Source organism: Streptomyces sp. NPDC060184, from assembly GCF_042728795.1.
Lineage (GTDB): Bacteria > Actinomycetota > Actinomycetes > Streptomycetales > Streptomycetaceae > Streptomyces.
The window spans coordinates 42,605-67,119 of sequence record NZ_JBHWYX010000013.1; the positions used below are offsets into that span (position 1 = coordinate 42,605).

The 24,515-nt window shown below is 71.9% G+C and carries 21 protein-coding genes; 15 read left to right on the plus strand and 6 right to left on the minus strand.

Annotation, left to right across the window (positions count from 1 at the left end; translation table 11 throughout):
* Window positions 1-96 precede the first annotated feature (96 nt).
* From ACFWEE_RS11350 to fabF, 5 genes are all read left to right on the plus strand, one after another.
* The gene (locus ACFWEE_RS11350; protein WP_386888359.1) at window positions 97-1,296 is read left to right on the plus strand and encodes a PucR family transcriptional regulator; all 1,200 of its coding nucleotides are present in this window, start codon (window positions 97-99) and stop codon (window positions 1,294-1,296) included.
* 89 nt (window positions 1,297-1,385) lie between these two features.
* Window positions 1,386-2,300: an ACP S-malonyltransferase gene (locus ACFWEE_RS11355; RefSeq protein ID WP_386888360.1), complete on the plus strand. Its 915-nt coding sequence runs from the start codon at window positions 1,386-1,388 to the stop codon at window positions 2,298-2,300.
* Between the two features lie 11 nt (window positions 2,301-2,311).
* Window positions 2,312-3,313 carry a ketoacyl-ACP synthase III gene (locus tag ACFWEE_RS11360; protein ID WP_386888361.1) on the plus strand — a complete coding sequence of 334 codons (1,002 nt, stop codon included), beginning with the start codon at window positions 2,312-2,314 and terminating at the stop codon, window positions 3,311-3,313.
* A 98-nt stretch (window positions 3,314-3,411) separates the two neighbouring features.
* Window positions 3,412-3,660: an acyl carrier protein gene (locus ACFWEE_RS11365; protein ID WP_266703904.1), complete on the plus strand. Its 249-nt coding sequence runs from the start codon at window positions 3,412-3,414 to the stop codon at window positions 3,658-3,660.
* A 79-nt stretch (window positions 3,661-3,739) separates the two neighbouring features.
* Window positions 3,740-5,002, plus strand: a complete 1,263-nt coding sequence (gene fabF, locus ACFWEE_RS11370) for a beta-ketoacyl-ACP synthase II (protein WP_386888362.1) — start codon at window positions 3,740-3,742, stop codon at window positions 5,000-5,002.
* Window positions 5,003-5,121: 119 nt separating this feature from the next.
* Here the strand turns inward: fabF and ACFWEE_RS11375 are convergent, their stop codons facing one another.
* Together ACFWEE_RS11375 and ACFWEE_RS11380 are read right to left on the minus strand one after the other, a co-directional pair.
* Complete coding sequence (locus ACFWEE_RS11375) at window positions 5,122-5,772, minus strand: hypothetical protein (protein ID WP_386888363.1); 651 nt, start codon at window positions 5,770-5,772, stop codon at window positions 5,122-5,124.
* Entirely contained in the window at window positions 5,769-6,584 is an 816-nt protein-coding gene (locus ACFWEE_RS11380) for an alpha/beta fold hydrolase (protein WP_386888364.1), read from the minus strand. Before ACFWEE_RS11380 ends, ACFWEE_RS11375 begins: the two co-directional genes overlap by 4 nt.
* A 628-nt stretch (window positions 6,585-7,212) precedes the next feature.
* Here ACFWEE_RS11380 and ACFWEE_RS11385 point away from each other — a divergent pair.
* The 4 genes from ACFWEE_RS11385 to ACFWEE_RS11400 all read left to right on the plus strand — a co-directional run bounded on the left by ACFWEE_RS11385 (window position 7,213) and on the right by ACFWEE_RS11400 (window position 14,948).
* The gene (locus ACFWEE_RS11385) at window positions 7,213-7,716 is read left to right on the plus strand and encodes a hypothetical protein (RefSeq protein ID WP_386888365.1); all 504 of its coding nucleotides are present in this window, start codon (window positions 7,213-7,215) and stop codon (window positions 7,714-7,716) included.
* 35 nt (window positions 7,717-7,751) lie between these two features.
* Complete coding sequence (locus ACFWEE_RS11390; RefSeq protein ID WP_386888366.1) at window positions 7,752-9,929, plus strand: S1 family peptidase; 2,178 nt, start codon at window positions 7,752-7,754, stop codon at window positions 9,927-9,929.
* Window positions 9,930-10,021: 92 nt separating this feature from the next.
* The gene (locus tag ACFWEE_RS11395) at window positions 10,022-10,756 is read left to right on the plus strand and encodes a DUF6193 family natural product biosynthesis protein (RefSeq protein ID WP_386888367.1); all 735 of its coding nucleotides are present in this window, start codon (window positions 10,022-10,024) and stop codon (window positions 10,754-10,756) included.
* 166 nt (window positions 10,757-10,922) lie between these two features.
* A complete protein-coding gene (locus ACFWEE_RS11400) occupies window positions 10,923-14,948 on the plus strand; it encodes a polymorphic toxin-type HINT domain-containing protein (RefSeq protein ID WP_386888368.1) in 4,026 nt (1,341 codons plus the stop codon).
* Between the two features lie 117 nt (window positions 14,949-15,065).
* On the opposite strand, the gene ACFWEE_RS11405 is transcribed toward ACFWEE_RS11400, so the two are convergent.
* Window positions 15,066-15,560: a DUF3145 domain-containing protein gene (locus ACFWEE_RS11405; protein ID WP_386888369.1), complete on the minus strand. Its 495-nt coding sequence runs from the start codon at window positions 15,558-15,560 to the stop codon at window positions 15,066-15,068.
* Window positions 15,561-15,939: 379 nt separating this feature from the next.
* On the opposite strand from ACFWEE_RS11405, the gene ACFWEE_RS11410 reads away from it, so the two are divergent.
* The 5 genes from ACFWEE_RS11410 (at window position 15,940) to ACFWEE_RS11430 (ending at window position 21,446) form a co-directional block, all read left to right on the plus strand.
* On the plus strand, window positions 15,940-16,854 hold the full coding sequence (locus ACFWEE_RS11410; protein ID WP_386888463.1) for an SGNH/GDSL hydrolase family protein: 915 nt from the start codon (window positions 15,940-15,942) through the stop codon (window positions 16,852-16,854).
* Window positions 16,855-16,863: 9 nt separating this feature from the next.
* The gene (locus ACFWEE_RS11415; RefSeq protein ID WP_386888370.1) at window positions 16,864-17,862 is read left to right on the plus strand and encodes an aldose epimerase family protein; all 999 of its coding nucleotides are present in this window, start codon (window positions 16,864-16,866) and stop codon (window positions 17,860-17,862) included.
* Window positions 17,863-18,107: 245 nt separating this feature from the next.
* The gene (locus ACFWEE_RS11420; RefSeq protein WP_327175604.1) at window positions 18,108-18,518 is read left to right on the plus strand and encodes a helix-turn-helix transcriptional regulator; all 411 of its coding nucleotides are present in this window, start codon (window positions 18,108-18,110) and stop codon (window positions 18,516-18,518) included.
* A 22-nt stretch (window positions 18,519-18,540) separates the two neighbouring features.
* Window positions 18,541-18,954 carry a VOC family protein gene (locus ACFWEE_RS11425; protein ID WP_327175605.1) on the plus strand — a complete coding sequence of 138 codons (414 nt, stop codon included), beginning with the start codon at window positions 18,541-18,543 and terminating at the stop codon, window positions 18,952-18,954.
* Between the two features lie 92 nt (window positions 18,955-19,046).
* The gene (locus ACFWEE_RS11430; protein WP_386888371.1) at window positions 19,047-21,446 is read left to right on the plus strand and encodes an ATP-binding cassette domain-containing protein; all 2,400 of its coding nucleotides are present in this window, start codon (window positions 19,047-19,049) and stop codon (window positions 21,444-21,446) included.
* Window positions 21,447-21,505: 59 nt separating this feature from the next.
* Here the strand turns inward: ACFWEE_RS11430 and ACFWEE_RS11435 are convergent, their stop codons facing one another.
* The 3 genes from ACFWEE_RS11435 to ACFWEE_RS11445 all read right to left on the minus strand — a co-directional run bounded on the left by ACFWEE_RS11435 (window position 21,506) and on the right by ACFWEE_RS11445 (window position 23,913).
* Window positions 21,506-22,303: an EI24 domain-containing protein gene (locus ACFWEE_RS11435; RefSeq protein ID WP_386888372.1), complete on the minus strand. Its 798-nt coding sequence runs from the start codon at window positions 22,301-22,303 to the stop codon at window positions 21,506-21,508.
* 88 nt (window positions 22,304-22,391) lie between these two features.
* Window positions 22,392-22,820, minus strand: coding sequence for an organic hydroperoxide resistance protein (locus ACFWEE_RS11440; protein WP_386888373.1), 429 nt, complete (start codon window positions 22,818-22,820; stop codon window positions 22,392-22,394).
* A 73-nt stretch (window positions 22,821-22,893) separates the two neighbouring features.
* Window positions 22,894-23,913 carry an NADP-dependent oxidoreductase gene (locus ACFWEE_RS11445; protein ID WP_386888374.1) on the minus strand — a complete coding sequence of 340 codons (1,020 nt, stop codon included), beginning with the start codon at window positions 23,911-23,913 and terminating at the stop codon, window positions 22,894-22,896.
* 134 nt (window positions 23,914-24,047) lie between these two features.
* Here ACFWEE_RS11445 and ACFWEE_RS11450 point away from each other — a divergent pair, with 134 nt between their 5' ends.
* Window positions 24,048-24,506 carry a MarR family winged helix-turn-helix transcriptional regulator gene (locus ACFWEE_RS11450; protein ID WP_386888375.1) on the plus strand — a complete coding sequence of 153 codons (459 nt, stop codon included), beginning with the start codon at window positions 24,048-24,050 and terminating at the stop codon, window positions 24,504-24,506.
* Window positions 24,507-24,515: the final 9 nt, after the last annotated feature.

Sequence of the window (24,515 nt, forward strand, 5' to 3'; positions counted from 1 at the left end):
AGGGGTGTCCCCGGAACGGCCGGAACCCGCGCTCGCACCTCTGACCGCCCGCCCCGCCCCTCCGCCCCTCTGCCCGGATAAGGCAGTCTTGTCTCCGTGCCCCGACCCGATCCCGCGCAGCGCGCCGCCCAAGACGCCCATCTGCATGCCGCGACCCTGAAACGGCTGGAGCAGTCCTCCGGCCGGCTGTCGGCGAACGCCATCGCCCGCATGGACGAGACGCTGCCCTGGTACCGGGCCATGCCCCCGGAGAACCGGTCGTGGATCGGCCTCGTCGCACAGGCGGGCATCGCCGCGTTCACCGAGTGGTTCCGGCATCCGGAGACCCCGCAGGCGATCTCCACCGACGTGTTCGGCACCGCCCCGCGCGAGCTGACCCGGGCGATCACGCTGCGGCAGACCGTCGAGATGGTCCGTACGACGATCGAGGTCATGGAAGCGGCGATCGAGGAGGTCGCCGCTCCGGGCGACGAGTCGGTCCTGCGGGAGGCCCTGCTCGTCTACGCCCGGGAGATCGCCTTCGCGACCGCCCAGGTCTACGCGCAGGCCGCCGAGGCACGGGGCGCGTGGGACGCCCGGCTGGAATCGCTCGTGGTCAACGCGGTGCTGTCCGGCGAGGCGGACGAGGGGGCGGTCTCCCGGGCCGCGGCGCTCGGCTGGAACTCCCCCGAGCACGTCTGCGTGATCCTCGGCACTGCCCCGGACGGGGACAGCGAGCTGACGGTCGAGGCGATCCGGCGGGCCGCGCGCGGCTCCAAGGTGCAGGTACTGACCGGTGTGCTGGGCCACCGCCTGGTGGTCATCGCGGGCGGCAGCGACAACCCGCTCCAGGTCGCGCGGGGTCTGATCGGCCCGTACGCGGCCGGGCCCGTCGTCGCCGGGCCGGTGGTCCCGGACCTGCTGGCGGCGACCCGGTCCGCGCAGGCGGCGGCGGCCGGACTCAAGGCGTGCGTCGCCTGGCAGGACGCGCCCCGCCCGGTGCTCGCCGACGATCTCCTGCCGGAGCGCGCGATGGCCGGAGACCCTGCCGCGCGGGACCAATTGGTGGAGGAGATCTACAGCCCTCTGGAGGAGGCCGGGTCGGCACTCCTGGAGACACTGAGTGTCTACCTGGAGCAGGCGAGCAGCCTGGAGGGGGCCGCCCGGATGCTGTTCGTGCACCCCAACACCGTGCGCTACCGGCTACGACGTGTGACGGACGTCACCGGCTGGTCGCCGTCCGATGTGCGCTCAGCCTTCACGCTCCGGATCGCGCTGATCCTGGGGCGCTTGGCCGCCAGGGATGGCCAGTCCTAGACTTTTGTCGGACTTCAACAATTCCCCTGACGGTTCTTCGTCCCTGTCCCCACGGGCGTACGGGACCGTCCGCAAGAGAGAGTGTGAGGGTGCTCGTACTCGTCGCTCCCGGCCAAGGCGCTCAGACGCCCGGCTTCCTGACTCCCTGGCTCGATCTGCCCGGTGCCACCGACCGCATCGCGGCCTGGTCCGACGCCATCGGGCTCGACCTTGCCCACTACGGCACGAAGGCCGACGCCGACGACATCCGTGACACGGCGGTGGCCCAGCCCCTGCTGGTGGCCGCGGGTCTCCTCTCCGCGTCCGCGCTGAACGCCTCGCCCGCCGTCGTGGCCGGGCACAGCGTCGGCGAGATCACCGCCGCCGCCTTCGCCGGTGTGCTCGGCGACGAGGCCGCGCTGCGCCTTGTCCGTGCCCGCGGGCTCGCGATGGCCGAGGCCGCCGCGGTCACCGAGACCGGCATGGCCGCGCTGCTCGGCGGCGACCCGGCGGTCACCGTCCCGCACCTGGAGAGCCTCGGGCTGACCCCGGCCAACGTGAACGGTGGCGGCCAGATCGTCGCCGCCGGTACGGCCGCGCAGATCGCCGAGCTGACCGGCAACAAGCCGGAGGGCGTGCGCCGCGTGGTGCCGCTCAAGGTCGCCGGGGCGTTCCACACGCACCACATGGCTCCGGCCGTGGAGCGGCTGCGCGAAGCGGCCCAGGGCCTGGAGGTCGCGGACCCCACCGTGACGTACGTGTCGAACAAGGACGGCAAGGCCGTCGCCACCGGCGCGGAGGTGGTCGAGCGCCTGGTCGGGCAGGTCGCGAACCCGGTCCGCTGGGACCTGTGCATGGAGACGTTCCAGGAGCTCGGTGTGACCGCGCTCATCGAGGTGTGCCCCGGCGGCACCCTCACCGGGCTCGCCAAGCGCGCGCTGCCCGGCGTGCAGACCCTCGCGCTCAAGACCCCCGACGACCTCGACGCGGCCCGCGCGCTCATCTCCGAGCACGCGTCCGCCTAAGGAGCACGAGCATGTCGAAGATCAAGCCCAGCCAGGGCGCCCCGTACGCACGCATCATGGGGGTCGGCGGCTACCGCCCCACCCGTGTGGTGCCGAACGAGGTGATCCTCGAAACGATCGACTCGTCCGACGAGTGGATCCGCTCCCGCTCCGGCATCGCCACCCGGCACTGGGCCTCCGACGAGGAGACCGTGTCCGCGATGTCCGTGGAGGCCGCCGGAAAGGCCATCGCCGACGCGGGGATCACCCCGGAGCAGATCGGCGGTGTGATCGTCTCCACCGTCTCGCACTTCAAGCAGACCCCGGCCGTCGCCACCGAGATCGCGCACAAGATCGGCGCGGGCAAGCCCGCCGCCTTCGACATCTCGGCCGGCTGCGCGGGCTTCGGTTACGGCCTGACGCTCGCCAAGGGCATGGTCGTCGACGGTTCCGCGGAGTACGTCCTCGTCATCGGCGTGGAGCGGCTCAGCGACCTCACCGACCTGTCGGACCGGGCCACCGCCTTCCTGTTCGGCGACGGTGCGGGCGCGGTGGTCGTCGGCCCGTCGAAGGTACCGGCCATGGGCCCGACCGTCTGGGGCTCCGAGGGCGACAAGTCGGACACGATCAAGCAGACCGTGCCGTGGGACCAGTTCCACGCCGAGCGCCCGGAGAAGTTCCCGGCCATCACGCAGGAGGGCCAGGCGGTCTTCCGCTGGGCCGTCTTCGAGATGGCGAAGGTGGCTCAGCAGGCGCTGGACGCCGCCGGGGTCTCCCCGGAAGACCTGGACGTCTTCATTCCGCACCAGGCCAACATGCGGATCATCGACTCGATGGTGAAGACCCTCAAACTGCCGGAGAACGTCACCGTCGCCCGTGACGTGGAGACGACCGGCAACACCTCCGCCGCCTCGATCCCGCTCGCGATGGAGCGGCTCCTGGCGACCGGGCAGGCGAAGAGCGGCGACACCGCGCTCGTCATCGGCTTCGGGGCGGGTCTCGTCTTCGCCGCGACGGTCGTTACTCTCCCCTAAGGCTTTTCGCCCGGTCCGAACGAGAACCTCCAGCACCACCGGAGTTCTCGGTCCGGAGTCAACAACCCCAGCAAGACAACCACTGAAGGAGCGCCGACATGGCCGCCACCCAGGAAGAGATCGTCACCGGTCTCGCCGAGATCGTCAACGAGATCGCCGGTATCCCGGTCGAGGACGTCCAGCTGGACAAGTCCTTCACCGACGACCTGGACGTCGACTCGCTGTCCATGGTCGAGGTCGTCGTCGCCGCCGAAGAGCGCTTCGACGTCAAGATCCCGGACGAGGACGTCAAGAACCTCAAGACGGTCGGCGACGCTGCCGACTACATCCTGAAGAACCAGGCCTGATCCCAGGCCGGTTCGTGTGTCGCCACCCGGCGGTGGCGCCGCTGATTCACGACCCTCTACACGTGGAGAAGATTTTCCAGTGAACTCGACCAATCGCACCGTGGTCGTCACCGGTATCGGCGCAACCACTCCGCTGGGTGGCGACTCCGCATCGACCTGGGAAGGGTTGATGGCCGGCCGCTCCGGCGTCAAGCCTCTCGAGGGCGAGCGCTTCGCCGAACTGCCCGTCCGGATCGCCGCGCTGGCCGCGGTGGACCCGGGCGAGGTACTGCCCCGCCCGCTCGCCCGCAAGCTGGACCGGTCGGCGCAGTTCGCGCTGATCGCGGCCCGCGAGGCGTGGGCGGACGCCGGCTTCACCGGCAAGGCCGGTGAGGACGACAAGATCCAGCCCGAGCGGCTGGGCACGGTCATCGCCTCCGGTATCGGTGGGGTGATCACGCTGCTCGACCAGTACGACGTGCTGAAGGAGAAGGGCGTACGCCGCGTCTCCCCGCACACCGTCCCCATGCTCATGCCGAACGGCCCGTCGGCCAACGTCGGCCTCGAAGTCAACGCCCAGGCCGGTGTCCACACCCCGGTCTCCGCGTGCGCTTCGGGTGCCGAGGCCATCGGGTACGCCGTCGAGATGATCCGTACCGGCCGTGCCGACGTGGTCGTCGCCGGTGGTACCGAGGCGGCCATCCACCCGCTGCCCATCGCGGCCTTCGCCAACATGATGGCGATGTCCAAGAACAACGACGAGCCCCAGAAGGCCTCGCGTCCGTACGACACCGGCCGGGACGGCTTCGTCCTCGGCGAGGGCGCGGGCGTCGTGATCCTGGAGTCCGCCGAGCACGCCGCCGCGCGCGGCGCCAAGGTCTACTGCGAGGTGCTGGGCCAGGGTCTGTCGGCCGACGCCCACCACATCGCGCAGCCCGAGCCGACCGGCCGGGGCATCGCCGCCGCGATGCGCAACCTGCTGGAGACCACGGACCTCAAGCCGTCCGAGGTCGTCCACCTCAACGCGCACGCCACGTCCACGCCGCAGGGCGACGTGGCCGAACTGAAGGCGCTGAGCGCGGTACTGGGCGACGACCTCGACCACGTCGCGATCTCCGCGACCAAGTCGATGACGGGTCACCTGCTCGGTGGCGCCGGCGGCATCGAGACCGTGGCCACGGTCCTCGCGCTGCACCACCGGATGGCCCCGCCGACCATCAACATCGAGAACCTCGACGACGACGTGACGGCGAACATCGTCCGCGACAAGCCGCAGCCGCTGCCGGAGGGTTCGATCGCCGCGATCAACAACTCCTTCGGCTTCGGGGGCCACAACGTGGTCCTGGCCTTCCGCAGCGTCTGATCGTTTCTGCCCGGTCCGTACGGCTCCGCCCGTACGACTCGGCCCGGTCCGTACGGTGATGCCCGCCCCCGGTTCTCCCGGGAGGCGGGCTTCGTCGTGTCCGGGGCCCGGCGGTGGGCTCACACCCGCCCGGGTTCGACGATCACCTCGCTGCCGACCGGCACGAACCCGGCGGCGAGGAAGCCGCGCAGGGAACGGGCGTTGCCGGGGGCGACGGCCGCGAAGACGGGGCTGCCGGGCGGTACGAGGGTGAGGGCGTCGGCCAGCAGGCTCCGGCCGCGTCCCCGGGCGGGCGCCGGAACGGACGTGTCCGGCGCGTGCAGCTCGATGCTGAGCTCCGTGCGGCCGGCGAGCCCCTCGGCGAGGGTGACCAGGCCGCGCCCGTCCCCGTACACCGTCACGTTCCGGCGGAGCCGGCGGGCGTGCCGCACGCGGGGGTGGGCGTCGTACCCGTCGAGGCGGGCGAGGCGGGGCGGGCCGCCGGTGCCGGGTGCGGTGAGGGTCGCGTCGGTGACGCCGACCGTGCCCCGGGGTCCCGCCAGCAGCCGCAGGAAGTCCGGCGCGAGCGAGGCGCCGAAGCCGTCCGGCCCGGCGGCCACTATCTCGTCGGCGGGCAGGGCGGTGGCGACGACCGCGTGGCCGGTGAACGCGACGGAGCACTCCAGCCCGCCCGGCAGCGGCGGAACCACGGTCACCGCGCCGTCGACCGGCGGGAAGTGCCCCTCGGCGGCGGCCAGGAAGAGGCCGAGCAGCGGGTGCGGACCGGTCATCGGGCGTCCACCACCTGCGTGGCGAGGAAGTCGAGCAGGACGGCGTTGAACCGCTCGGGCTGTTCGGCGCCCGGCAGATGGCCCGCGCCCTCGATCACTTCGAGCCGCGCGTGCGGGGCGTGGCGGCGAAGCTCCTCGGCGTCGGCGAGCGGGGTGTACACGTCGTCGGCGCCGACGACGACGAGTACGGGGACGTCGGCGGCGGCCAGCACGGGCCGCAGGTCGGGGCGTTCGGCACGGCCCCGGAGCGCGGCGGCGGCGCCGCGCCGGTCGGTGGACCGCATCATCGTCAGCACCCGGTCGGCGACCTCGGGCAGGGCGGTGACGTTGTACGCCGCGAGCATCTTGTCGATGACCTCGGCGGCGTACCCGTCCATGCCCTCGGCGAGCAGCCGGTCGGCGAGCCGGTTGCGGTACACCTTGCCGTCCTCGGTCTCCGGCGGCGCCGAGGTGTCGGAGAGAACCAGGGCGCGTACCCGCTCCGGGTGGAGCCGGCGGAACTCCAGGGCGATCTGGCCGCCCATCGAGACACCGCCGACGACCGCGTCCGCGAGGTCCAAGTGGTCGAGGAGGGCGGCGAGGTCGTCGGCGAAGTCGGAGAGGTACACCGTCCCCTCGGTCACCCCGCTCGCGCCGTAGCCGCGCAGGTCCGGGGTGATCACCCGGTGTCCGGCCGCCGCCAGCGCCCGGGTCTGCGGGGCCCAGAGGGTGCGGTCGAAGGGGTGTCCGTGGATCAGGACGACGGGTGTTCCGCCCCGGGGGCCGGTGTCGTCGTGGTGGAGGGTGGCGCCGCGCACGTCGAGGAAGGTCATGCGGGGTGAGCATAAGCGCTGTCCAAGACGGATCGGTGCGCGGTGCCGGATGCGCCGCATCGCGATGGCGGGTATCAGCAATTGAACGGGTACGTGTCCCCGTTGTCCGGCCGAATCCGTGGGCGAGGCGAAATCCACCGATCCATCGGGCGCCGGAGACACCCACCGCGACTTCTCGGCGAGCGGGTTCCCCTGCATTTCCTGTGGAATCCCGACCCGGGACACGGGCGCGTACGAGAAATTCCCGGGCGAGCAGCCCTCTGGGTAATGGATTTCAAGTACCCCCCGAATACCGCTCGGACGGTCTGCTCTGCGCCATCCGCCGGCCGCAAAAAAATCCCCTACCAGCAACTTTCTCTTGGCGCCGATCCGCCGGCACAGACGCTGCCGCATCGGATTCTTCTCCCATTTCACCCCGGGCAAAAGCCCCAGCACCGCACTGATTGATTATCTGACCACATACATGGACATTGAACTCTTGGTCAGAAAATCACGGGAAAAAGCCTGGAGGCAAACGGGTTTGACGGCGGATCTATTTGTGGTTACCTTGCGCAAGTTCTTTGGTGATTCAGTGCTTGAGAGGCGCGGCTTTCCGTTCGAGAATGCCGCACTTGAAAGGAGGGGTGCGGTGAAATTCCGTGCTCGCAAACTCTTCTTTACCGGACTCGCCGTCGCCTTGGGAGTGGCCGTAGGAATTCCGCTGGCCGCCGCCGACGGGTCGCCGGCCTCGGCTGCCGACGCGCCGCCCGTCGCGGTGGAGCGGTTCGACTACCCCGACGCGGCCGGCATCCTCACGTCCCAGGGCATCCAGCTGAAGAAGGGTGACGGACACGTCCTGCTCGAAACCTGCGACGGCTCGGCCGACCAGATCAGGGTCTACACGGTCGCGGACAGCACCGTGGGCCGCAAGGGCGACTACTGCTTCCGGGCCACGGCCACGTCCGGCTACCTGACGCTGGAGCTGCCCCGGGTCTTCGCCCTGGAGACCGGGGACCACCCGATCAGCGCCGATCTCACGGCGAGCGGCACCACGACCACCGTGGCGGTCGACGAGGGCGGCTTCGAGAGCGTCGGCGAAGGCACCCCGAGCGGCGCCCGCTCCGTGCTCGTCGAAATCCGCGTCACCGGCTGATCCGGCCCCCATCAAGCATCGAGGAATCGCTCATCATGACTTTCCTGCGCTCTACCGCCAGGGCGGCGTTGGTGGCGGCTGTCGCCGCCGGCGCCCTGTCCGCGGTCCCCGCCGAAGCGGCCGTGGGCTCGCCCGTGGCCGCCGGCTCCTACGCCTTCACCGCCAAGGTCTCCGTCGGCTCCGAGGACACGGCCCGCGGGTGCAGCGGCGCCCTCGTCGCCAGCGACTGGATCCTCACGGCCGCGAGCTGCTTCGCCGCCGATCCGGTGGTTCCCGTCGTCCCCGCGGGCAAGCCGGCCCTGCCGTCCACCGCGACCGTCGGCGGGCAGACCAGGGCCGTGGTGCAACTCGTCCCGCGCACCGGCCGGGACCTGGTGCTGGCCCGTATCGCGCGGCCCGTCACCGGGGTGACCCCCGTGACCGTCGCGTCCACCGCCGTCAGTGCCGGGCAGCAGCTGCGCGCGGTCGGCTACGGCCGGACCACCACCGAATGGGTGCCCGACGCCCCGCACACCACCTCCTTCAGCGTGGACGCCGTCGGCACCGACGACCTCACGATCACCGGCCTGGACGGCTCGCTGTGCCAGGGCGACACCGGCGGCCCCCTGCTGCGCGAGACGAGCGGCACCGCCGAACTGGTCGGCGTCGGCAGCCGGTCCTGGCAGGGCGGTTGTCTGGGAGAGCCGGCGACGGAGACCCGCACGGGCGCGATCGCCTCGCGCTCCGACGACTTGGCCGCCTGGGTGGCCGGCACCGTCGGACCGGCTCCGGTCACCGACTTCAACTGCGACGGCGCCGAGGACATCGCGGTGTCCGACCCGGCCGCAGCGGTGGGCGGCGACGCCGGCGCCGGTGTGGTGAGGGTCGTGTACGGCGGGGGCAAGGGCACCCTGGAGATCAACCAGGACCTCGACTGGGTGTCGGGCGGATCCGAGCCCGGTGACTGGTTCGGCGAGGCCATCGACACCGTCGACTACAACGAGGACGGCTGCACCGACCTGGTCGTCGGCACCCCCTCCGAGGACCTCGGGGACGCGCCCGACAGCGGCATGGTCGATGTCCTGCTCGGCGCGCCGGGCGGCATCGGCACGGGTGCGTCGAAGGACATCCACTTCGAGCAGGGTGCCGGCTCCGGCGCCTTCGCGACGACCAGCTCGGAGACCGGCGACCGCATGGGCCATGCCGTCGCGGCAGGCACCACCGCGGCCGGTGAGCCCTACCTGGTGATCGGTGTTCCCGGCGAGTCCATCGGCACCCTCACCAAGGCGGGCATGGCCTTCTACGTGCGCGGCACCACCAGTGTGGTCATCCACCAGGACAGGGAAGGCGTTCCCGGCGGCGCCGAGGTGAACGACGGCTTCGGCTCCACGGTCGCGGCGGACTCCAACCACATCGCGATCGGTGCCCCCGACGAGAACATCGGCGGCGACGACACCGCGGGCAACCTGGCGGTCTTCGACCACAAGCTGAGCGCCGAGGGCATCCCGACACCGTTGTTCGGCCTCGACCAGGACGCGGACACGGTCTCCGGCGGCGCCGAGGCCGGTGACCTGTTCGGCGCGGCCCTGGCCATCGTCGACTACCGGCCCTCGGGTTCCGCCACGGCCAACGAGTCGATCCTGGCGGTCGGTTCGCCCGGCGAGGCGCTGACCGTCGACGGCGTCTCCAAGGCCGGCGCGGGCCGGGTCGTCACCTTCCGCGTCACCGCCGCGGGTACGTACACCGAGCTCGCCGACATCCACCAGGGCACCGGTGACGACGACGTCGTCGGTACGTCCGAGGCCGGCGACCACATGGGCGCGGCCCTGGCCGCCGTCAACACCGCCCCGCGCGCGGTGAGCACCACCGCGACGATGAAGCTCGCGGTGGGTACGCCGGACGAGGCCATCGGTACGGCGGCCAAGGCGGGAGCGGTCCACACGTTCTCGCTGCTGGGCTCGGCCGGCGCCAACGACCGCTGGATCGAGGCCGGCGACGGAGACGGTGTCCCCGGGGCGGCAGGCGCCAACCAGCGCCTGGGCACCAGCATCCACTACACCGGCACCCGGCTCTACATCGGCCAGCCCTACGGTCCGTCCGCCTACGGCGCGCTCCACGCGCTGCCGCTGTCGAACGTGACGTCGGGCGGATCGGTCGCGGCGGTCACCACGTACCAGCCGGGCTCGGGCGGTCTTCCTGCCGCCGGTGTCCGCTTCGGATACGCGGCGCGCTGACCGGCGTCCGGTCGTACCGCCCCTTCCGGGCGGTACGACCGGGCCCGCGGGGGAAAGCGGGCACGTAAGGGTTGTCGTGCGAAACTGTCCGGATGAATTCCGATTTCTATCCGGATGTGATCGAGGCGGGCGGTCTGGCCACCGCGCTCGAACAATGTGCCGCGCAATTTCACATCCCACTCACCGTCATTTCGAATCCCGGGGGAAATTCCGGATCGATCGCCGTCGCCTCCACCGCGCCCGGCCGGCTCCCGCTGGAGGTATTCGCCAGGACCGAGAGCCGCGCGTTCCAGGTCATGGGCAGGTCCGGGGGTGTCGACATCGTCACGGGGGTGACCGCGGATCTCCGGGAGGTCGCGGAGGCCGGCGCCGCCTGGGGGGCGGGCACGGCCGTGCCGCGGATGCGGGAGGCGTTTCCCTTCCTCCAGTTCGACCCGGTCGCCGAGGCGCACGAAGCCGGACCCGCCGCGGCCGTCGCCGCACAGTGGGGGATCCTGCGCGAGAAGGCACGGGACACACCCGAATTCCCGCAGTTCGCAGCGGTGTTGGAGGCCGCGTACGCGGAGCCGCGGCTGCGGGCGCTCTTCCCCTACACCAGCCACTGGACGGTCGCCTTCAGCTCCAGCACCGGGCGCCCCCACCGGTGCGAGGTGGCGATCGCCCCCCAGTACGGCGGCGGGCCCTACCTCGTCCTGCGGTACCCGAACACCGGCGTGCACGGGCGGGCCGCCACCGCGGAGCAGGCGGTGGCGCTGGCCGTGGCGCACCTCCCGGACTCCGTCGGTCCTGCCACCACGCGATCCGCGCCCTCACCCGGACGCGAGTGACGGTCCCGAAAAAAAGGGGCAGTCCGGCGATTTTCCGCACGAAATTCTCCGTATTTTCTTCGCCTCCCATTCGTCCTATGATCTCCGGCATACATTCAGGAGTTCATGAGAGGGAGCGGCCCGGAACGGCCGATTTCCCGGAAGCGAAAGAGAAATCATGAAAAGAATGCGACCCGGAATTTCCGGGCTGCGCAGACGGATCGCGGGCTCGCTGGCCCTCGCCGTCCTGGCCGGGATGCTCTCCGCGTACCCGGCGGTCGCGGAGGACGCGACCGACGACACGGTCGTCCCGCTCTCCCGTTCCCTCCGTCAGCAGGCGGTCGATGTCTGGGCGTCCGGGGGCACCGAGGTGCGGTCGGCCGCCGAGCCGGCCCTGGTGGGCAGCGCCGACGACGTGCTCGCGTTCCTCGAGACCTACGACGACCGGCAGGTGCAGGACTACCGCGTCGAGGCCGCCCAACTCGCGAGCATGGGCGGGGAGAACCTCCTCGACGCGGTCCGCACCGCGCTGGCCGGCGACGAGCCGGGCCTCTCCCAGTTCCTGGAATCGGGCTGGCAGGAGCCGCTCGAACAGGACCAGCGCGTCATGGTCGCCCGTGCGATCGACGCCGGCGGACCCGAAGTGCAGGAGCGCGGCCGAGCCGCCCTCGCCGGGACGGCCGACGACCTGGAGACCTTCCTCACGACCGGCCTGACGGAGGCCCAGCAGCAGGACCAGCGGATCGAGCTGGCCCGGATCATCGCCACCGGCGCCACCAACGTGCGGGCCGCCGGGCGTCTCGCGCTGAGCGGCACCACCGACGACATCGCGGAGTTCCTGGACGTCGGCCAGTTCGTCGCCCGCAACCGGGACGAGGAGTACGCGAGCGTCGCGGAACTCGCCGACCAGGCCGAGAAGGCGGGCAAGCTCGCCGCCACGGAGACCGCGAAGGCCGAGGACGCCTCCGCGGAGGCCGTCGAAGCGGCGGCACAGGCCAAGAAGGCCGCCCAGGAGGCAGCCGCGGAGGCCCAGGCCACGCAGGAGGACTCCGCGTCCGCGGCACGCGCCGCCAACCGGGCGGCGAGCGCCGCGTCCGGAGCGGCGAAGGCCGCGCAGCGGGCCATCTCCGCGGCCAACGCGGCCGAGAACTCCGCCCGGACCGCCGCGTCGGCCGCGTCCCAGGCGGCGGCAGCGGCCGTCAACGCGGCCAACGCCGCTTCCGCGGCACGCAACGCCGCCGCAGCCGCCTCGACCGACGCGCAGCACGCGGACACGGCGAGGAAGGCGGCCGACAAGGCCGACGAAGCGGCCAAGGGCGCCGACCGGGCGGCGGACGCGGCGGACCACGCCGCGACGGCCGCCCTCGCCGCGGGCAGCGCCGCCAAGTCCGCCGTGAGCGCGGGGGCCAACGCCGCCGCCGCCGCGGACGCGGCGGTCCTGGCGAGCCAGTACGCCGGATCGGGCAGCGCGGCGGCGGCCAACGCCCGTGCCGCCGCCGCCTCGGCGCACCGCCAGGCAGCGGAGGCGTCGCGGGCGGCCGGACAGGCCGAGTCCCTCGCCGGCAAGGCCGCCAAGGCGGCCGGCCAGGCCCGGGACGCGGCGCGCTCCGCCGCCGAACACGCCAGGAACGCGGCCAAGGCCGCGAGGGAGGCGGCGGACAGCGCGGTCGACGCGGCCACCGCCGCCGCGAAGTCCACGGCCCACGCCCAGGCGGCGACGGATGCGGCGGAAACCGCGCAGCAGGCGTCCGACCAGGCGACGGCCGTCTACACGCTGGCCCGCGAGGTCGAGGCGGAGGAGCTTCTCGGCCGCACCAACGCCGGTATCGAAAGCGCCCGCGACCTCAAGGCCCAGGAGACGGCGGACCAGGAGCTGCGCGAGCAGGCCGCCGAGGAGGCGGCCGAGAACCGGGCCACCGCCGAGGAGCTGGCGCAGCAGGCCCAGAGCGGTGCCTCCGACGAGGAGATCGCCGCGCAGGGCCGCCGGCTCGCGCTGCTCGACACGAAGAACGGCATGCCCTGGTTGCGCCAGGCCGCGCAGGAGGCGCTGGGCAGCGACACCGCCGGAGTGGTCGCGTACGTGCGCACCGGCCGGGCCCAGGCCCAGGAGCAGGACGACCGCACGGAGGTGGAGCGCCTCGCGGAGGAGAGCTCCGTCGAGGAGGTCCGCGACGCCGCCGAGACGGCGCTGGACGGTGACGCTGCCGCGGTCCGCGCGTTCCTGGACGAGGGCCAGTACGAGGCGGGCCGCGAGGCCTTCCGCGTGGCGGTCGCGCAGGCCGCCGACGCGGGCGGTCCCAACGTCCAGGACAAGGCCCGCCAGGCCCTGAGCACCGGTACGACCGACGGCTACCGCACCTTCCTCACCAAGACCCTCGCCGAGGCCCAGGTCGAGGACGACCGCGTCACCGCGGCCCAGCTGGTGGAGAGCGGCGGCCCGGAGGTGAGCTCCGCGGCGCGCGTCGCCCTGGAGGGGCCCGCCGAGGTGCTGCACCAGTTCGTCGTGTCCGGGCAGTACACCGCCCAGCGCAAGGATCTGCTGGCGCTGACCCACCAGTTGCAGGTGCAGCAGCTCGTGTCCGAGGCCGCCCAGTCCGCGGCGGAGGCGCAGCACGACGCCTTGACCGCGCAGGCGACCGCCGCGGTGGCACGCAACGCCGCCCAGGAGGCCAAGGACTACGCGGACCAGGCGAAGCACTCGGCCGACCTGGCGTCGGACTATTCGACCGCCGCGAACGAATACGCCGAGGACGCCGAGGCGTCGGCGAAGCAGGCCGCGGAGTCGGCGCGAACGGCCCGTGCCGCGGCCGACCGGGCCGAGTCGGCCGCCCGCAACGCCGCCGCGTCGGCGAGCGACGCGACCGTTTCGGCCGAGCTCGCCCAGGCGTCCGCGGGGTCGGCGTGGGCCGCCCGCGCCCAGGCGCAGGCCTCGGCCGACCGGGCCGGCGAGAGCGCCGACCAGGCGCTCGCCGCGGCGAACGAGGCGTTCGTCGTCACCATCAAGAAGTACCGCGAGGAGGAGGAGACACGGCGCCGCGCGGCGGTCGCCGCCAAGAAGGCGGCGGAGGCCGGCGGGAAGACGCCCGAGGAGCTGTACCGCTGCGGGATCCTCGGCTGCCAGGCCGTCGAGAACCCCGGCCGCTGGTGCCAGCACCACGAGGTCTACTGCGACGTGCTCTCCAGGGCTCCGGCCCTGCTGGCCAGCATGAAGCAGATCAACGAGATCGTGCTCGCCATCACCGGCCTCACCCAGCTGCAGAACTGCGCCCAGAAGGGCGATCTCGAAGCGTGCTGGGAACTCGGCCGCGACGTGACGATGAACTCCAAGTTCCGTGCGCTGAGCCTCTCGTGGAAGGCGCTCAGGATGCTGCAACGCGGTTGCAGCATGTGCTTCCTGCCCGGCACCCGGGTGCTCATGGCGGACGGCGGGAGCCGTCCGATCGAGAAGGTCGAGGCCGGTGACCTGGTCCTGGCCACCGACCCGGCCACCGGTTCCACCGAGGCCCGTCGGGTCACCCGGCAGATCGTCACCCCGGACGACGACAAGTACCTGGCCGCGCTCTCCATCCGGGGGCCGACCGGCGAGCGCGCCGACCTCTCGGCCACCTACGAGCACCCCTTCTGGAGCCCCGGTCTGGGGTCCTGGGTGGCCGCGAGCGACCTGCGGGCCGGCGACACCCTCCGTACGGACACCGGCGCCACCGCCACGGTGCTCGCCAACCGGCCGTACGTCCGGAAGACCGTCACCTACAGCCTCACCGTCCAGGGGCTGCACTCCTTCTACGTCCTGGCCGGACGGACCCCCGTCCTCGTCCACAACTCCGAGTGCAAGGTCCTGGTCCTCGGTGTGACCGAGCACGTCAGCGACGAGACCACGCGTCTGGGCGGCTACAACTTCATGGACCCCGAGCTGAAGCGGGTCGAGGCGTACATGCCCGACGGCACGCCCTACGCCGCCTGGATGGGCGAGGTCGAGGGCGTGATGCGGAGCAACGGAAAGATCGCGGTGAGCCTCAAGGGCTTCGATCCGCCCGGCGGTACCTACCAGGAGAAGTTCGATCTGGCCGTGAAGAACGGTCAGGGGACGAACTGGAAGTCGACCGAGTGGGAGATGGCCACCCTCGTGAAGCACAACGCGCGGGGCAATCTCGACTGGGACAACGTGACCTTCTACGGCGACGCGGGCGAGGAGGTGAAGAACATCCATCCCTGAGTGACGCGCCGGGGGACGGCGCTCCCTTCTGACACGGTGCGACGCCCGGACCCGGTGAGGTCCGGGCGTCGCCCGCCTTCCGGGCCGGCGCAGGGGCGCCCCGGCGGCCCTCCGGTCTCAGACCACCTGGTGCAGCCAGCGGACCGGAGCGCCCTCGCCCGCGTGCCGGAAGGACTCCAGCTCGTCGTCCCAGGGTTTGCCGAGGAGCCCGGCGACCTCCGCCTCCAGGTCCGACTCCCCGCGCAGGGAGCGCGTCAGGGCGGCCCGCAGCCGGTCCTCGGGGACGAGGATGTCACCGTTCATCCCGGTGACGGCGTGGAAGATGCCGAGCGTGGGGGTGGAGCTGTAGCGCTCGCCCTCGGCCGCCGCGCACGGCTCGGCGGTCACCTCGAAGCGGAGGAGGTCCCAGCCGCGCAGGGCGGAGGCGAGTTCCGAGGCGGTGCCGGCGCGGCCCCGCCAGGAGAACTCGGACCGCCAGGTGCCGGGCGCGGCCGGCTGTCTGATCCAGTCCAACTGGACCCGCAACCCCAGCACGCCGGCGACCGCCCATTCGATGTGCGGACAGAGCGCGCGCGGTGCGGAGTGTACGTACAGGACTCCACGTGTCGTCACCGGAACCTCCCGTGTGGGACGAGGTACGCCTTCCCCAGCGGCCTCGCGCCCGTACCGCCTGTTCCCGGCCGGCTCCCGAGGTTGTCATCAGTAAACAGCATCGGGAGATAATCTCCAGAAAACGGACAGTATGTGACGTGAGGTAACTTACCGGACCTCCCGTGCGGGCGCGCGGGTGGGCGGGCGTCACTGTTCTCCGGGAAGAAGCTACCGTGCGCCGGGGCCGGACGTGTGACGTACGGTCGGTCCCGAGCCCCTCATTCGCCCGCTTTCACCCGGCGGAGCGCGCCCGGCGCACGCCTGCGCGTACCAGGTGTGCCAGGGGCCATGACCAGGGGCATAGGCCAGCGAAGACGGAGGGTTGAGGATGCCGGAGCGCATGCGGTCGGGGCACCGTTCACGTACCACCGTCACCGGTTTGGCGGCATGGGCGTGCGCCGGCGCACTCGCGCTGGCCGGCTGTTCCGGCGGCGCGGACGGGGGCGCGAAGAGCGCGCCGAAGGGTGCCGGTCACGCCTCCGCCGCCGCGCCCGCCGGTCCGGTGTGGAACCGCCACCCGGGCTCGGTCGCGGCGGTCGGCGACTCGATGACCCGGGGGTTCGACGCCTGTTCGGTGCTGGCCGACTGCCCCGAGGTCTCCTGGGCCACCGGGACGGACGGAGCGGTACGCAGCCTCGCCGCCCGGCTCCTCGGCCCCTCCGAGGTGGCGGCGCACAGCTGGAACCACGCCGTGTCGGGTGCCCGGATCGCCCAGTTGCCGGAGCAGATGGCCGAGGCGGCGCGGGAGCGGCCGGAGCTGGTGACGGTGATGATCGGCGCCAACGACGCCTGCCGGGGCTCGGTGGCGTCCATGACGCCCGTCGAGGACTTCCGGTTCTCCTTCGATCTGTCGCTGCGCCAACTGCGGGCGGCCGTCCCGAAGGCGCAGGTGTACGTGGCGAGCGTGCCGGACCTGTGGCGGCTCTGGTCGACCGGGCGCCGCAGCCCGCTGGGCAAGCAGGTCTGGAAGCTCGGGATCTGCAAGTCGATGCTGGCCGACGCCGACGACCTGGGCGCCGCCGCCACCGCCCGGCGGGCCGCCGTGCGCGCGCGGGTGGTGGAGTACAACCAGGTGCTGCGCGAGGTGTGCGCCGGGGACGACCTCTGCCGGTACGACGGCGACGCGGTCTACGACTTCCCGTTCACCGGCGCCCAGCTCAGCCCGTGGGACTGGTTCCACCCGGGGCGCGACGGTCAGGCCCGGCTGGCGGAGATCGCCTACCGCAATGTCACGGCACCCGCCCCACCAGCGTAAAGTCCGATCATGAGCACGGTGACGACGATCAGCAGCGCCCCCTTCGGCACCCTCCCGGACGGTACGTCCGTGGAGCGCTGGACCCTGGAGCGCGACGGGACCCGGGTGCGTCTGCTGACCTACGGGGCGATCGTCCAGTCCGTCGAGGTGCCGGACCGGAACGGGACGGCCGGGGAGGTCGTCCTCGGGCTGCCGGACCTCGCCGGGTACACGACGTACGCCTCGCCCTTCTTCGGCGCGGTCTGCGGGCGGTACGCGAACCGCATCGGCGGCGCCTCCTTCACGCTCGACGGCCGCACCCACCGCCTCGCCCCCAACGAGGGCCCCAACCAGCTGCACGGCGGGGCGCGCGGCTTCGACAAGCGGGTCTGGGACGCCCGCGAGGCGGACGGCGGCGTGGAGCTGAGCCTCGTCGCCGAGGACGGCGAGGAGGGCTTCCCCGGACGGCTCGCGGTCTCGGTGACGTACACGCTGGAGCCCGGCGGGACGCTGCGGATCGGTTACCGGGCGACGACCGACGCGCCGACCGTCGTGAACCTCACCAACCACACCTACTGGAACCTGGCGGGCGCGGGCACCGGGAGCGCGCTCGGGCACGAGCTGCGGATCGCGGCCGGCCGGATCACGCCGGTGGACGCCGCCTCGCTGCCGACCGGCGAGCTCGCCCCCGTGGACGGCACCCGGTTCGACTTCCGCCGGGCGAAGCCGGTGGGCCCGGGGTACGACCACAACTACGTGCTGGACGCCCCGGGCGAGCTGGCCGAGACCTCCGCCGAGCTGTACGACGCGGGCTCCGGGCGGGCGCTGACGGTACGTACGACGGAGCCGGGCATCCAGCTCTACACCGCCGACCACCTCGGCGACGGCCCGTTCGTGCCGTCCGCCGGGATCGCTCTGGAGACCCAGCACTTCCCGGACTCGCCGAACCGGCCGGACTTCCCGAGCACGGTGCTGCGGCCGGGCGAGCAGTACGTCTCGACGACGGAGTACGACTTCTCGGTGCGCTGATCCCGGCCGCGCTCCCGGTCCCGGCCGTGCGACGGTCCCCGGCCGGGAAGACCGGGAGCGCGGGGCGGCAAGGGAGGAGCCCCCCGGCGGTGTCAGGTCCGCCGGGGGGCTCCTCCGTGCGTGGACCGTCCCGAGCCCCGTTCCTACCCCGGATCTCCGCGATCATCCCCCGGGGATCCTTTCCGGCCACCCGGATCTCGCGAAGATCCCGGCGCGTCAGGTGGGCGCTGTGCGAAGGTGGCCGGATGACGTCGTTGGAAGACCTCCGCAGACTGCGCCGGGCCCGCGACCGGATGGACCGCGAGTACGCCGAGCCGCTGGACGTCCCCGCGCTGGCCCGTACCGCCCTGATGTCGGCGGGCCACTTCTCCCGCAGCTTCAAGGCGGCCTACGGGGAGACCCCGTACAACTACCTCATGACCCGCCGGATCGAGCGGGCGAAAGCGCTGCTGCGGCGGGGCGACCTGTCGGTCACGGAGGTCTGCTTCGAGGTCGGCTGTACCTCGCTGGGGTCGTTCAGCTCGCGCTTCACCGAGCTGGTCGGCGAGAGTCCGAGCGCCTACCGGGCCCGCTCCCACGAGGCGGGCGCGGCCGTCCCGGCCTGCGTCGCGAAGATCCACACGCGACCGGTCAGGAATGGAGAAGCGAAACGATGACGCCGCCCGTAGCGTGAAACGCATGGACATCAACCTTTCCCAGTGCTTCATCGCCGTCGACGACCACGACAAGGCGCTCCCCTTCTACCGCGACGTGCTCGGGCTCGAAGTCCGCAACGACGTCGGCTTCGAGGGGATGCGCTGGGTGACCGTCGGCTCCCCCGCGCAGCCCGACGTGAACATCGTGCTGGAGCCGCCGCTGGCGGACCCGGGCGCCTCGGCCGCCGACCGGCAGGCCGTGGCGGAGCTGCTCGCGAAGGGGCTGCTGCGCGGGGTCATCTTCTCGACCGACGACGTCGACGCCACCTTCGAGCGCATCCGCGAGGCGGGCGGCGAGGTCCTCCAGGAGCCGCTCGACCAGCCGTACGGCGTCCGCGACTGCGCCTTCCGCGACCCGTCCGGCAACATGCTGCGCTTCACCCAGAACAAGAAGTGAGCCACCGACCCGCCGCACGTCCGTACCCGTAGTCCGCCGTACCAGCAGTCCGCCGTACCAGCAGTCCGCCGTACCCGCAGGAGGAGACACGCATGAGCAGGGCCCAGAGCACGGATCGCCGGTCGGCCGAGGAGCGCGGCGCGGACAGCCACGATCTGATCCGGGTGCACGGCGCGCGGGTGAACAACCTCAAGGACGTGAGCGTCGAACTCCCGAAGCGCCGGCTGACCGTGTTCACCGGCGTGTCCGGCTCGGGCAAGAGCTCCCTGGTGTTCGGCACCGTCGCCGCCGAGTCGCAGCGGCTGATCAACGAGACGTACAGCGCCTTCGTGCAGGGCTTCATGCCCACGCAGGCACGGCCCGAGGTGGACGTGCTCGAAGGGCTGACCACCGCGATCCTCGTCGACCAGCAGCGCCTCGGCGGCGACCCCCGCTCCACGGTGGGCACGGTCACCGACACGCACGCGATGCTCCGCATCCTCTTCAGCCGCCTCGGCACGCCGCACATCGGCCCGCCCAGCGCGTACGCGTTCAACGTCCCCTCGGTCCGGGCGAGCGGGGCGATCACCGTCGAACGCGGCAACAAGAAGGCCGTGAAGGCCACCTTCAACCGGACCGGCGGGATGTGCCCGCGCTGCGAGGGCCGGGGCGCCGTCTCCGACATCGACCTCACTCAGCTCTACGACGACTCCAAGTCGCTGTCCGAGGGCGCGTTCACCATCCCCGGCTGGAAGTCCGACAGCTTCTGGACCGTGCGGGTCTACGCCGAGTCCGGTCTCCTCGACCCGGACAAGCCGATCCGCGACTTCACCGAGAAGGAGATGCAGGACTTCCTGTACCGGGAGCCCACCAAGGTGAAGGTCGAAGGCGTCAACCTCACCTACGAGGGGCTGATCCCCAAGATCCAGAAGTCCTTCCTCTCCAAGGACAAGGAGGCGCTCCAGCCGCACGTGCGGGCGTTCGTGGAGCGCGCGGTCACCTTCGCCACCTGCCCCGAGTGCGAGGGCACCCGGCTGAGCGAGGGGGCGCGGTCCTCGAAGATCGCGAAGGTCTCCATCGCCGACGCCTGCGCGATGCAGATCAGCGATCTCGCCGCGTGGGTGGGCGGTCTCGACGAGCCCTCGGTGGCACCGCTGCTCACCGCGCTGGGGCGGACCCTCGACTCGTTCGTGGAGATCGGCCTCGGCTACCTCTCGCTCGACCGCCCGTCCGGCACGCTCTCCGGCGGCGAGGCGCAGCGGGTGAAGATGATCCGCCATCTCGGCTCCTCGCTGACCGATGTCACGTACGTCTTCGACGAACCGACCGTCGGGCTGCACCCGCACGACATCCAGCGCATGAACGGCCTGCTGCTGCGGCTGCGCGACAAGGGCAACACGGTGCTGGTGGTGGAGCACAAGCCGGAGACGATCTCCGTCGCCGACCATGTGGTGGACCTGGGGCCGGGCGCCGGTTCGGCGGGCGGCACGGTCTGCTTCGAGGGGACGGTGGAGGGGCTGCGCAAGAGCGACACGGTCACCGGCCGCCACTTCGGCGACCGGGCGAAGCTGAAGGCCGAGGTGCGCGAGCCCAGCGGGGCCCTGGAGATCCGGGGTGCCTCCACGCACAACCTGCGGGACGTGGACGTGGACCTCCCGCTCGGGGTGCTGACGGTCGTGACCGGGGTCGCCGGTTCCGGCAAGAGCTCGCTGGTGCACGGGGCGCTGCCCCGCCAGGCGGGGGCACAGGGCGTGATCTCGGTGGACCAGAGCCCGATCCGGGGTTCGCGGCGGAGCAATCCGGCGACGTACACGGGGCTGCTGGACCCGGTCCGCAAGGCGTTCGCGAAGGCCAACGGGGTGAAGCCGGCGCTCTTCAGCGCCAACTCCGAGGGCGCGTGCCCCGGTTGCAACGGCATCGGGGTCGTCTACACCGATCTGGCGATGATGGCGGAGGTCGCCTCGGTCTGCGAGGTGTGCGAGGGCCGGCGCTACCAGGCGTCGGTGCTCGAATACCGGCTCGGCGGGCGGGACATCAGCGAGGTGCTGGCCATGTCGGCCGCCGAGGCACGGGAGTTCTTCGCCGAGGGCGAGGCGGCGACCCCGGCGGCGGAGCGGATTCTCGGCCGGCTGGTGGACGTCGGTCTCGGGTACCTCACGCTGGGGCAGCCGTTGACCACGCTCTCCGGCGGTGAGCGCCAACGCCTCAAGCTGGCCACGCACATGGGCGAGAAGGGCGGGATCTATCTGCTCGACGAGCCGACCAGCGGTCTGCACCTCGCCGACGTCGAGCAGTTGCTCGGCCTGCTCGACCGGCTGGTGGACTCCGGCAAGTCGGTGATCGTGGTCGAGCACCACCAGGCGGTGATGGCGCACGCCGACTGGATCGTCGACCTCGGCCCGGGGGCCGGTCACGACGGCGGGCAGGTCGTCTTCGAGGGCACCCCGGCCGATCTGGTGGCCGCCCGCTCCACCCTCACGGGCGAGCACCTCGCGGCGTACGTCGGGGGCTGAGGCGGCCCCCGCGCCCTGACGGCGCCCCCGGGCCCGGCGGCGCCCCCGGCCTCCTCGGGTCAGTCGTCCTCGGCCTTCACCAGCGAGGTGACCGGCGTGGGCGGGGCGTCGGGGGCGTCCTCCGCCCCGACGAGGTCGCGGACGAGCAGGGTCGCGCCGGCCACCGCGCCCGGCATCAGGAATATGGCGACGACCGGGACGAGGAAGGCGAGCGTCAGCGGCACGCCGAAGCCGAGGACCAGCATCCGCCGGCCGCGCAGCAGGGCGAGGCGGGAACGCAGGTCGCGGCCCCGGCGCTGGAGGGCCACGGAAGTGAGCTCCTCGGTGAGGAAGTAGCCGGAGACGCAGAACCCGAGGGCGGGGACGACGGTCTGTCCGGCCACCGGGATGAACCCGAGGGCGAAGAGGGCGATGCCGTAGAGGGAGACCCGCACCAGGATGCGGACGGAGTCGCGGGCGGAGATCCAGAGTTCGCGCCAGAGCGGGAGCCCGGACTCGGGGACCTCGCCGCCTTCGCTGCGGTCGACCTCCTCGGAGAGCGACTCGTAGAACGGCTGGCCGACCAGGAGGGTGACGGCGGTGAAGGTGATGACCGCCAGGAACAGGCCGAAGGCGAAGACCAGGACGGTCAGCGTGTTGCGCAGCAGTCCGAGCCAGGGCGAGGACCAGTCGTCGGCGAACGGGGTGGACCAGTCGACGAAGTCGTCGGCGCCGTAGGCGAGTCCGACGAGCGCGCCCGCGTACAGGACGAGGGTGATCAGCCCCGGCAGCAGCCCGAAGCCGAACCAGCGGCCGTGCCGGGCGACCCAGCGCTGACCCTTCAGCAAGTAGCCGAATCCGGCCGCGAGATCACTCATGGCGCCAGGGTACGTGCGCACCCCCCGGACGACGCCATGGGGTGTCCGGGGGGTGCGGGTGCGGTGCTTGCCGTGGCCGGCCGCGGTATCAGGCGACGATCAGGTCGACCTTGATGTTGCCGCGCGTGGCGTTGGAGTACGGGCAGACCTGGTGGGCCTGCTCGACGAGTTCGCGCGCGGTCTCCGTGTCGACGTCCGGGAGGGAGACGGTGAGCGCGACCTCCAGGCCGAAGCCGCCGGTGTCCGCCTGGCCGATGCCGACCGACGCGGTCACGGTGGACCCGGCGATGCTGATCTTCCTCTGCCGGGCGACGACGCCGAGGGCACTCTGGAAGCAGGCGCTGTAACCGGCGGCGAAGAGCTGCTCGGGGTTGGTGCCGTTGCCGCTGCCGCCCATCGCCTTCGGCGGGTTGACGACGACGTCGAGGTTGCCGTCGTCGGAGTACACCCGTCCGTCACGGCCGTTCTCGGCGGTGGCGACGGCGGTGTAGGCGACGGATATGTTCGGGATGCTCATGCGGTGTTCCTCCTGCTGCTGGTGACCGGAAGGCGGCCGGAAGCCGTGCGGTCGCGGTCGTCGGGGGAGACGGTCAGACGAGGGAGACGATCATCTTGCCGGTGTTCTCGCCGCGCATCAGGCCGTCGAAGGCGTCGAAGCCGTTCTCGATGCCCTCGACGGTGGTCTCGCGGTACTTCAGCTCGCCCGAGGCCAGCCAGCCGGCGGCCTCCTCGACGAACTTCGGCCGGAGCGCGGCGTGGTCGCCGACGAGCAGTCCCTGCAGGCGCAGCCGCTTGCCGATGACGAGCGCGAGGTTGCGCGGGGCCGGGGTCGGCTCGGTGCTGTTGTACTGGGCGATCATGCCGCAGATGGTGGCGCGGCCGTGCACGTTGAACGACGAGATGGCCGCTTCCAGGTGCTCGCCGCCGACGTTGTCGAAGTAGACGTCGATGCCGTCCGGGGCCGCCTCGCGGAGCTGGTCGCGGACCGGGCCGTTCTTGTAGTTGAACGCCGCGTCGAAGCCGTACTCCTCGACGAGGAGCTTGACCTTCTCGTCGGAGCCGGCCGAACCGATCACGCGGGAGGCCCCCTTGATCCGGGCCATCTGGCCGACCTGGCTGCCCACGGCTCCGGCGGCGCCGGAGACGAAGACCGCGTCGCCCTCCTTGAAGGAGGCGACCTCGAAGAGTCCGGCGTAGGCGGTGAGGCCGGGCATGCCGAGCACGCCGAGGTAGGCGGAGAGCGGGGCGACGTCGGGGTCGACCTTCGCCACGCGCTTCGCGGGGAGATCGGCGTACTCGCGCCAGCCGAGGCCGTGCAGGACGTGGTCGCCGACGGCGATGCCCTCGGCGTTCGAGGCGACGACCTCGCCCACCGCGCCGCCGTCCATCGGCTGGTCGAGCTCGAAGGGCGCGACGTACGACTTGACGTCGTTCATCCGGCCGCGCATGTACGGGTCGACCGAGAAGCAGAGGTTGCGGACGAGGACGTGACCCTCGGCCGGAGCGGCCACCGGCGCCTCACGCAGCGCGAAGTCCTCGGGCTTCGGCCAGCCGTTCGGGCGGGCGACGAGGTGCCATGCGCGGTTGGACGTGGGAAGGGCTGCAGACATGGGCTCGGGTTCTCCTCGGTGTCGGTGTGGGGTCCGTACCCGGTGGGGCGTACGGCGTGGAAAAGCTTCACCACATGAAACAACCATGCTCTTGAATATTTCACCTTGTCAAGTAACTGGGTATCCTGTGTGTCATGACCACCCCGCGCACAGATCCTCTGACCCTCGAAGTCGTCGAGCTGATCGGCACTGTCGTGGCGCGCTACTACGAGGAGTACGACCGGGCCGCCGCTTCCTTCTCGCTCACCGGCGCCCAGGCCCGGGTCCTGCGTCTGCTGTCCATCGAGCCGATGCCCATGCGCCGGATCGCCCAGAAGCTGAAGTGCGAGCCCTCGAACGTGACCGGCATCGTGGACCGGCTGGAGGCCCGTGACCTGGTCGAACGCCGCCCGGACCCGCACGACCGGCGGGTGAAGCTCGCCGCCCCGACGGAGCGGGGACGGCTGACCGCGCTCCGGCTCCGCGACACGCTGGACTTCGCCCGCGAGCCGCTGGCCGGACTGTCGGACGCGGAGCGCGCGGTGCTGCGGGACCTGCTGCGCCGGATGCTCGGGGCCGGACCGGACGGGGACCTCGGGGACCGAGGCGTCTGAAGCGGCACC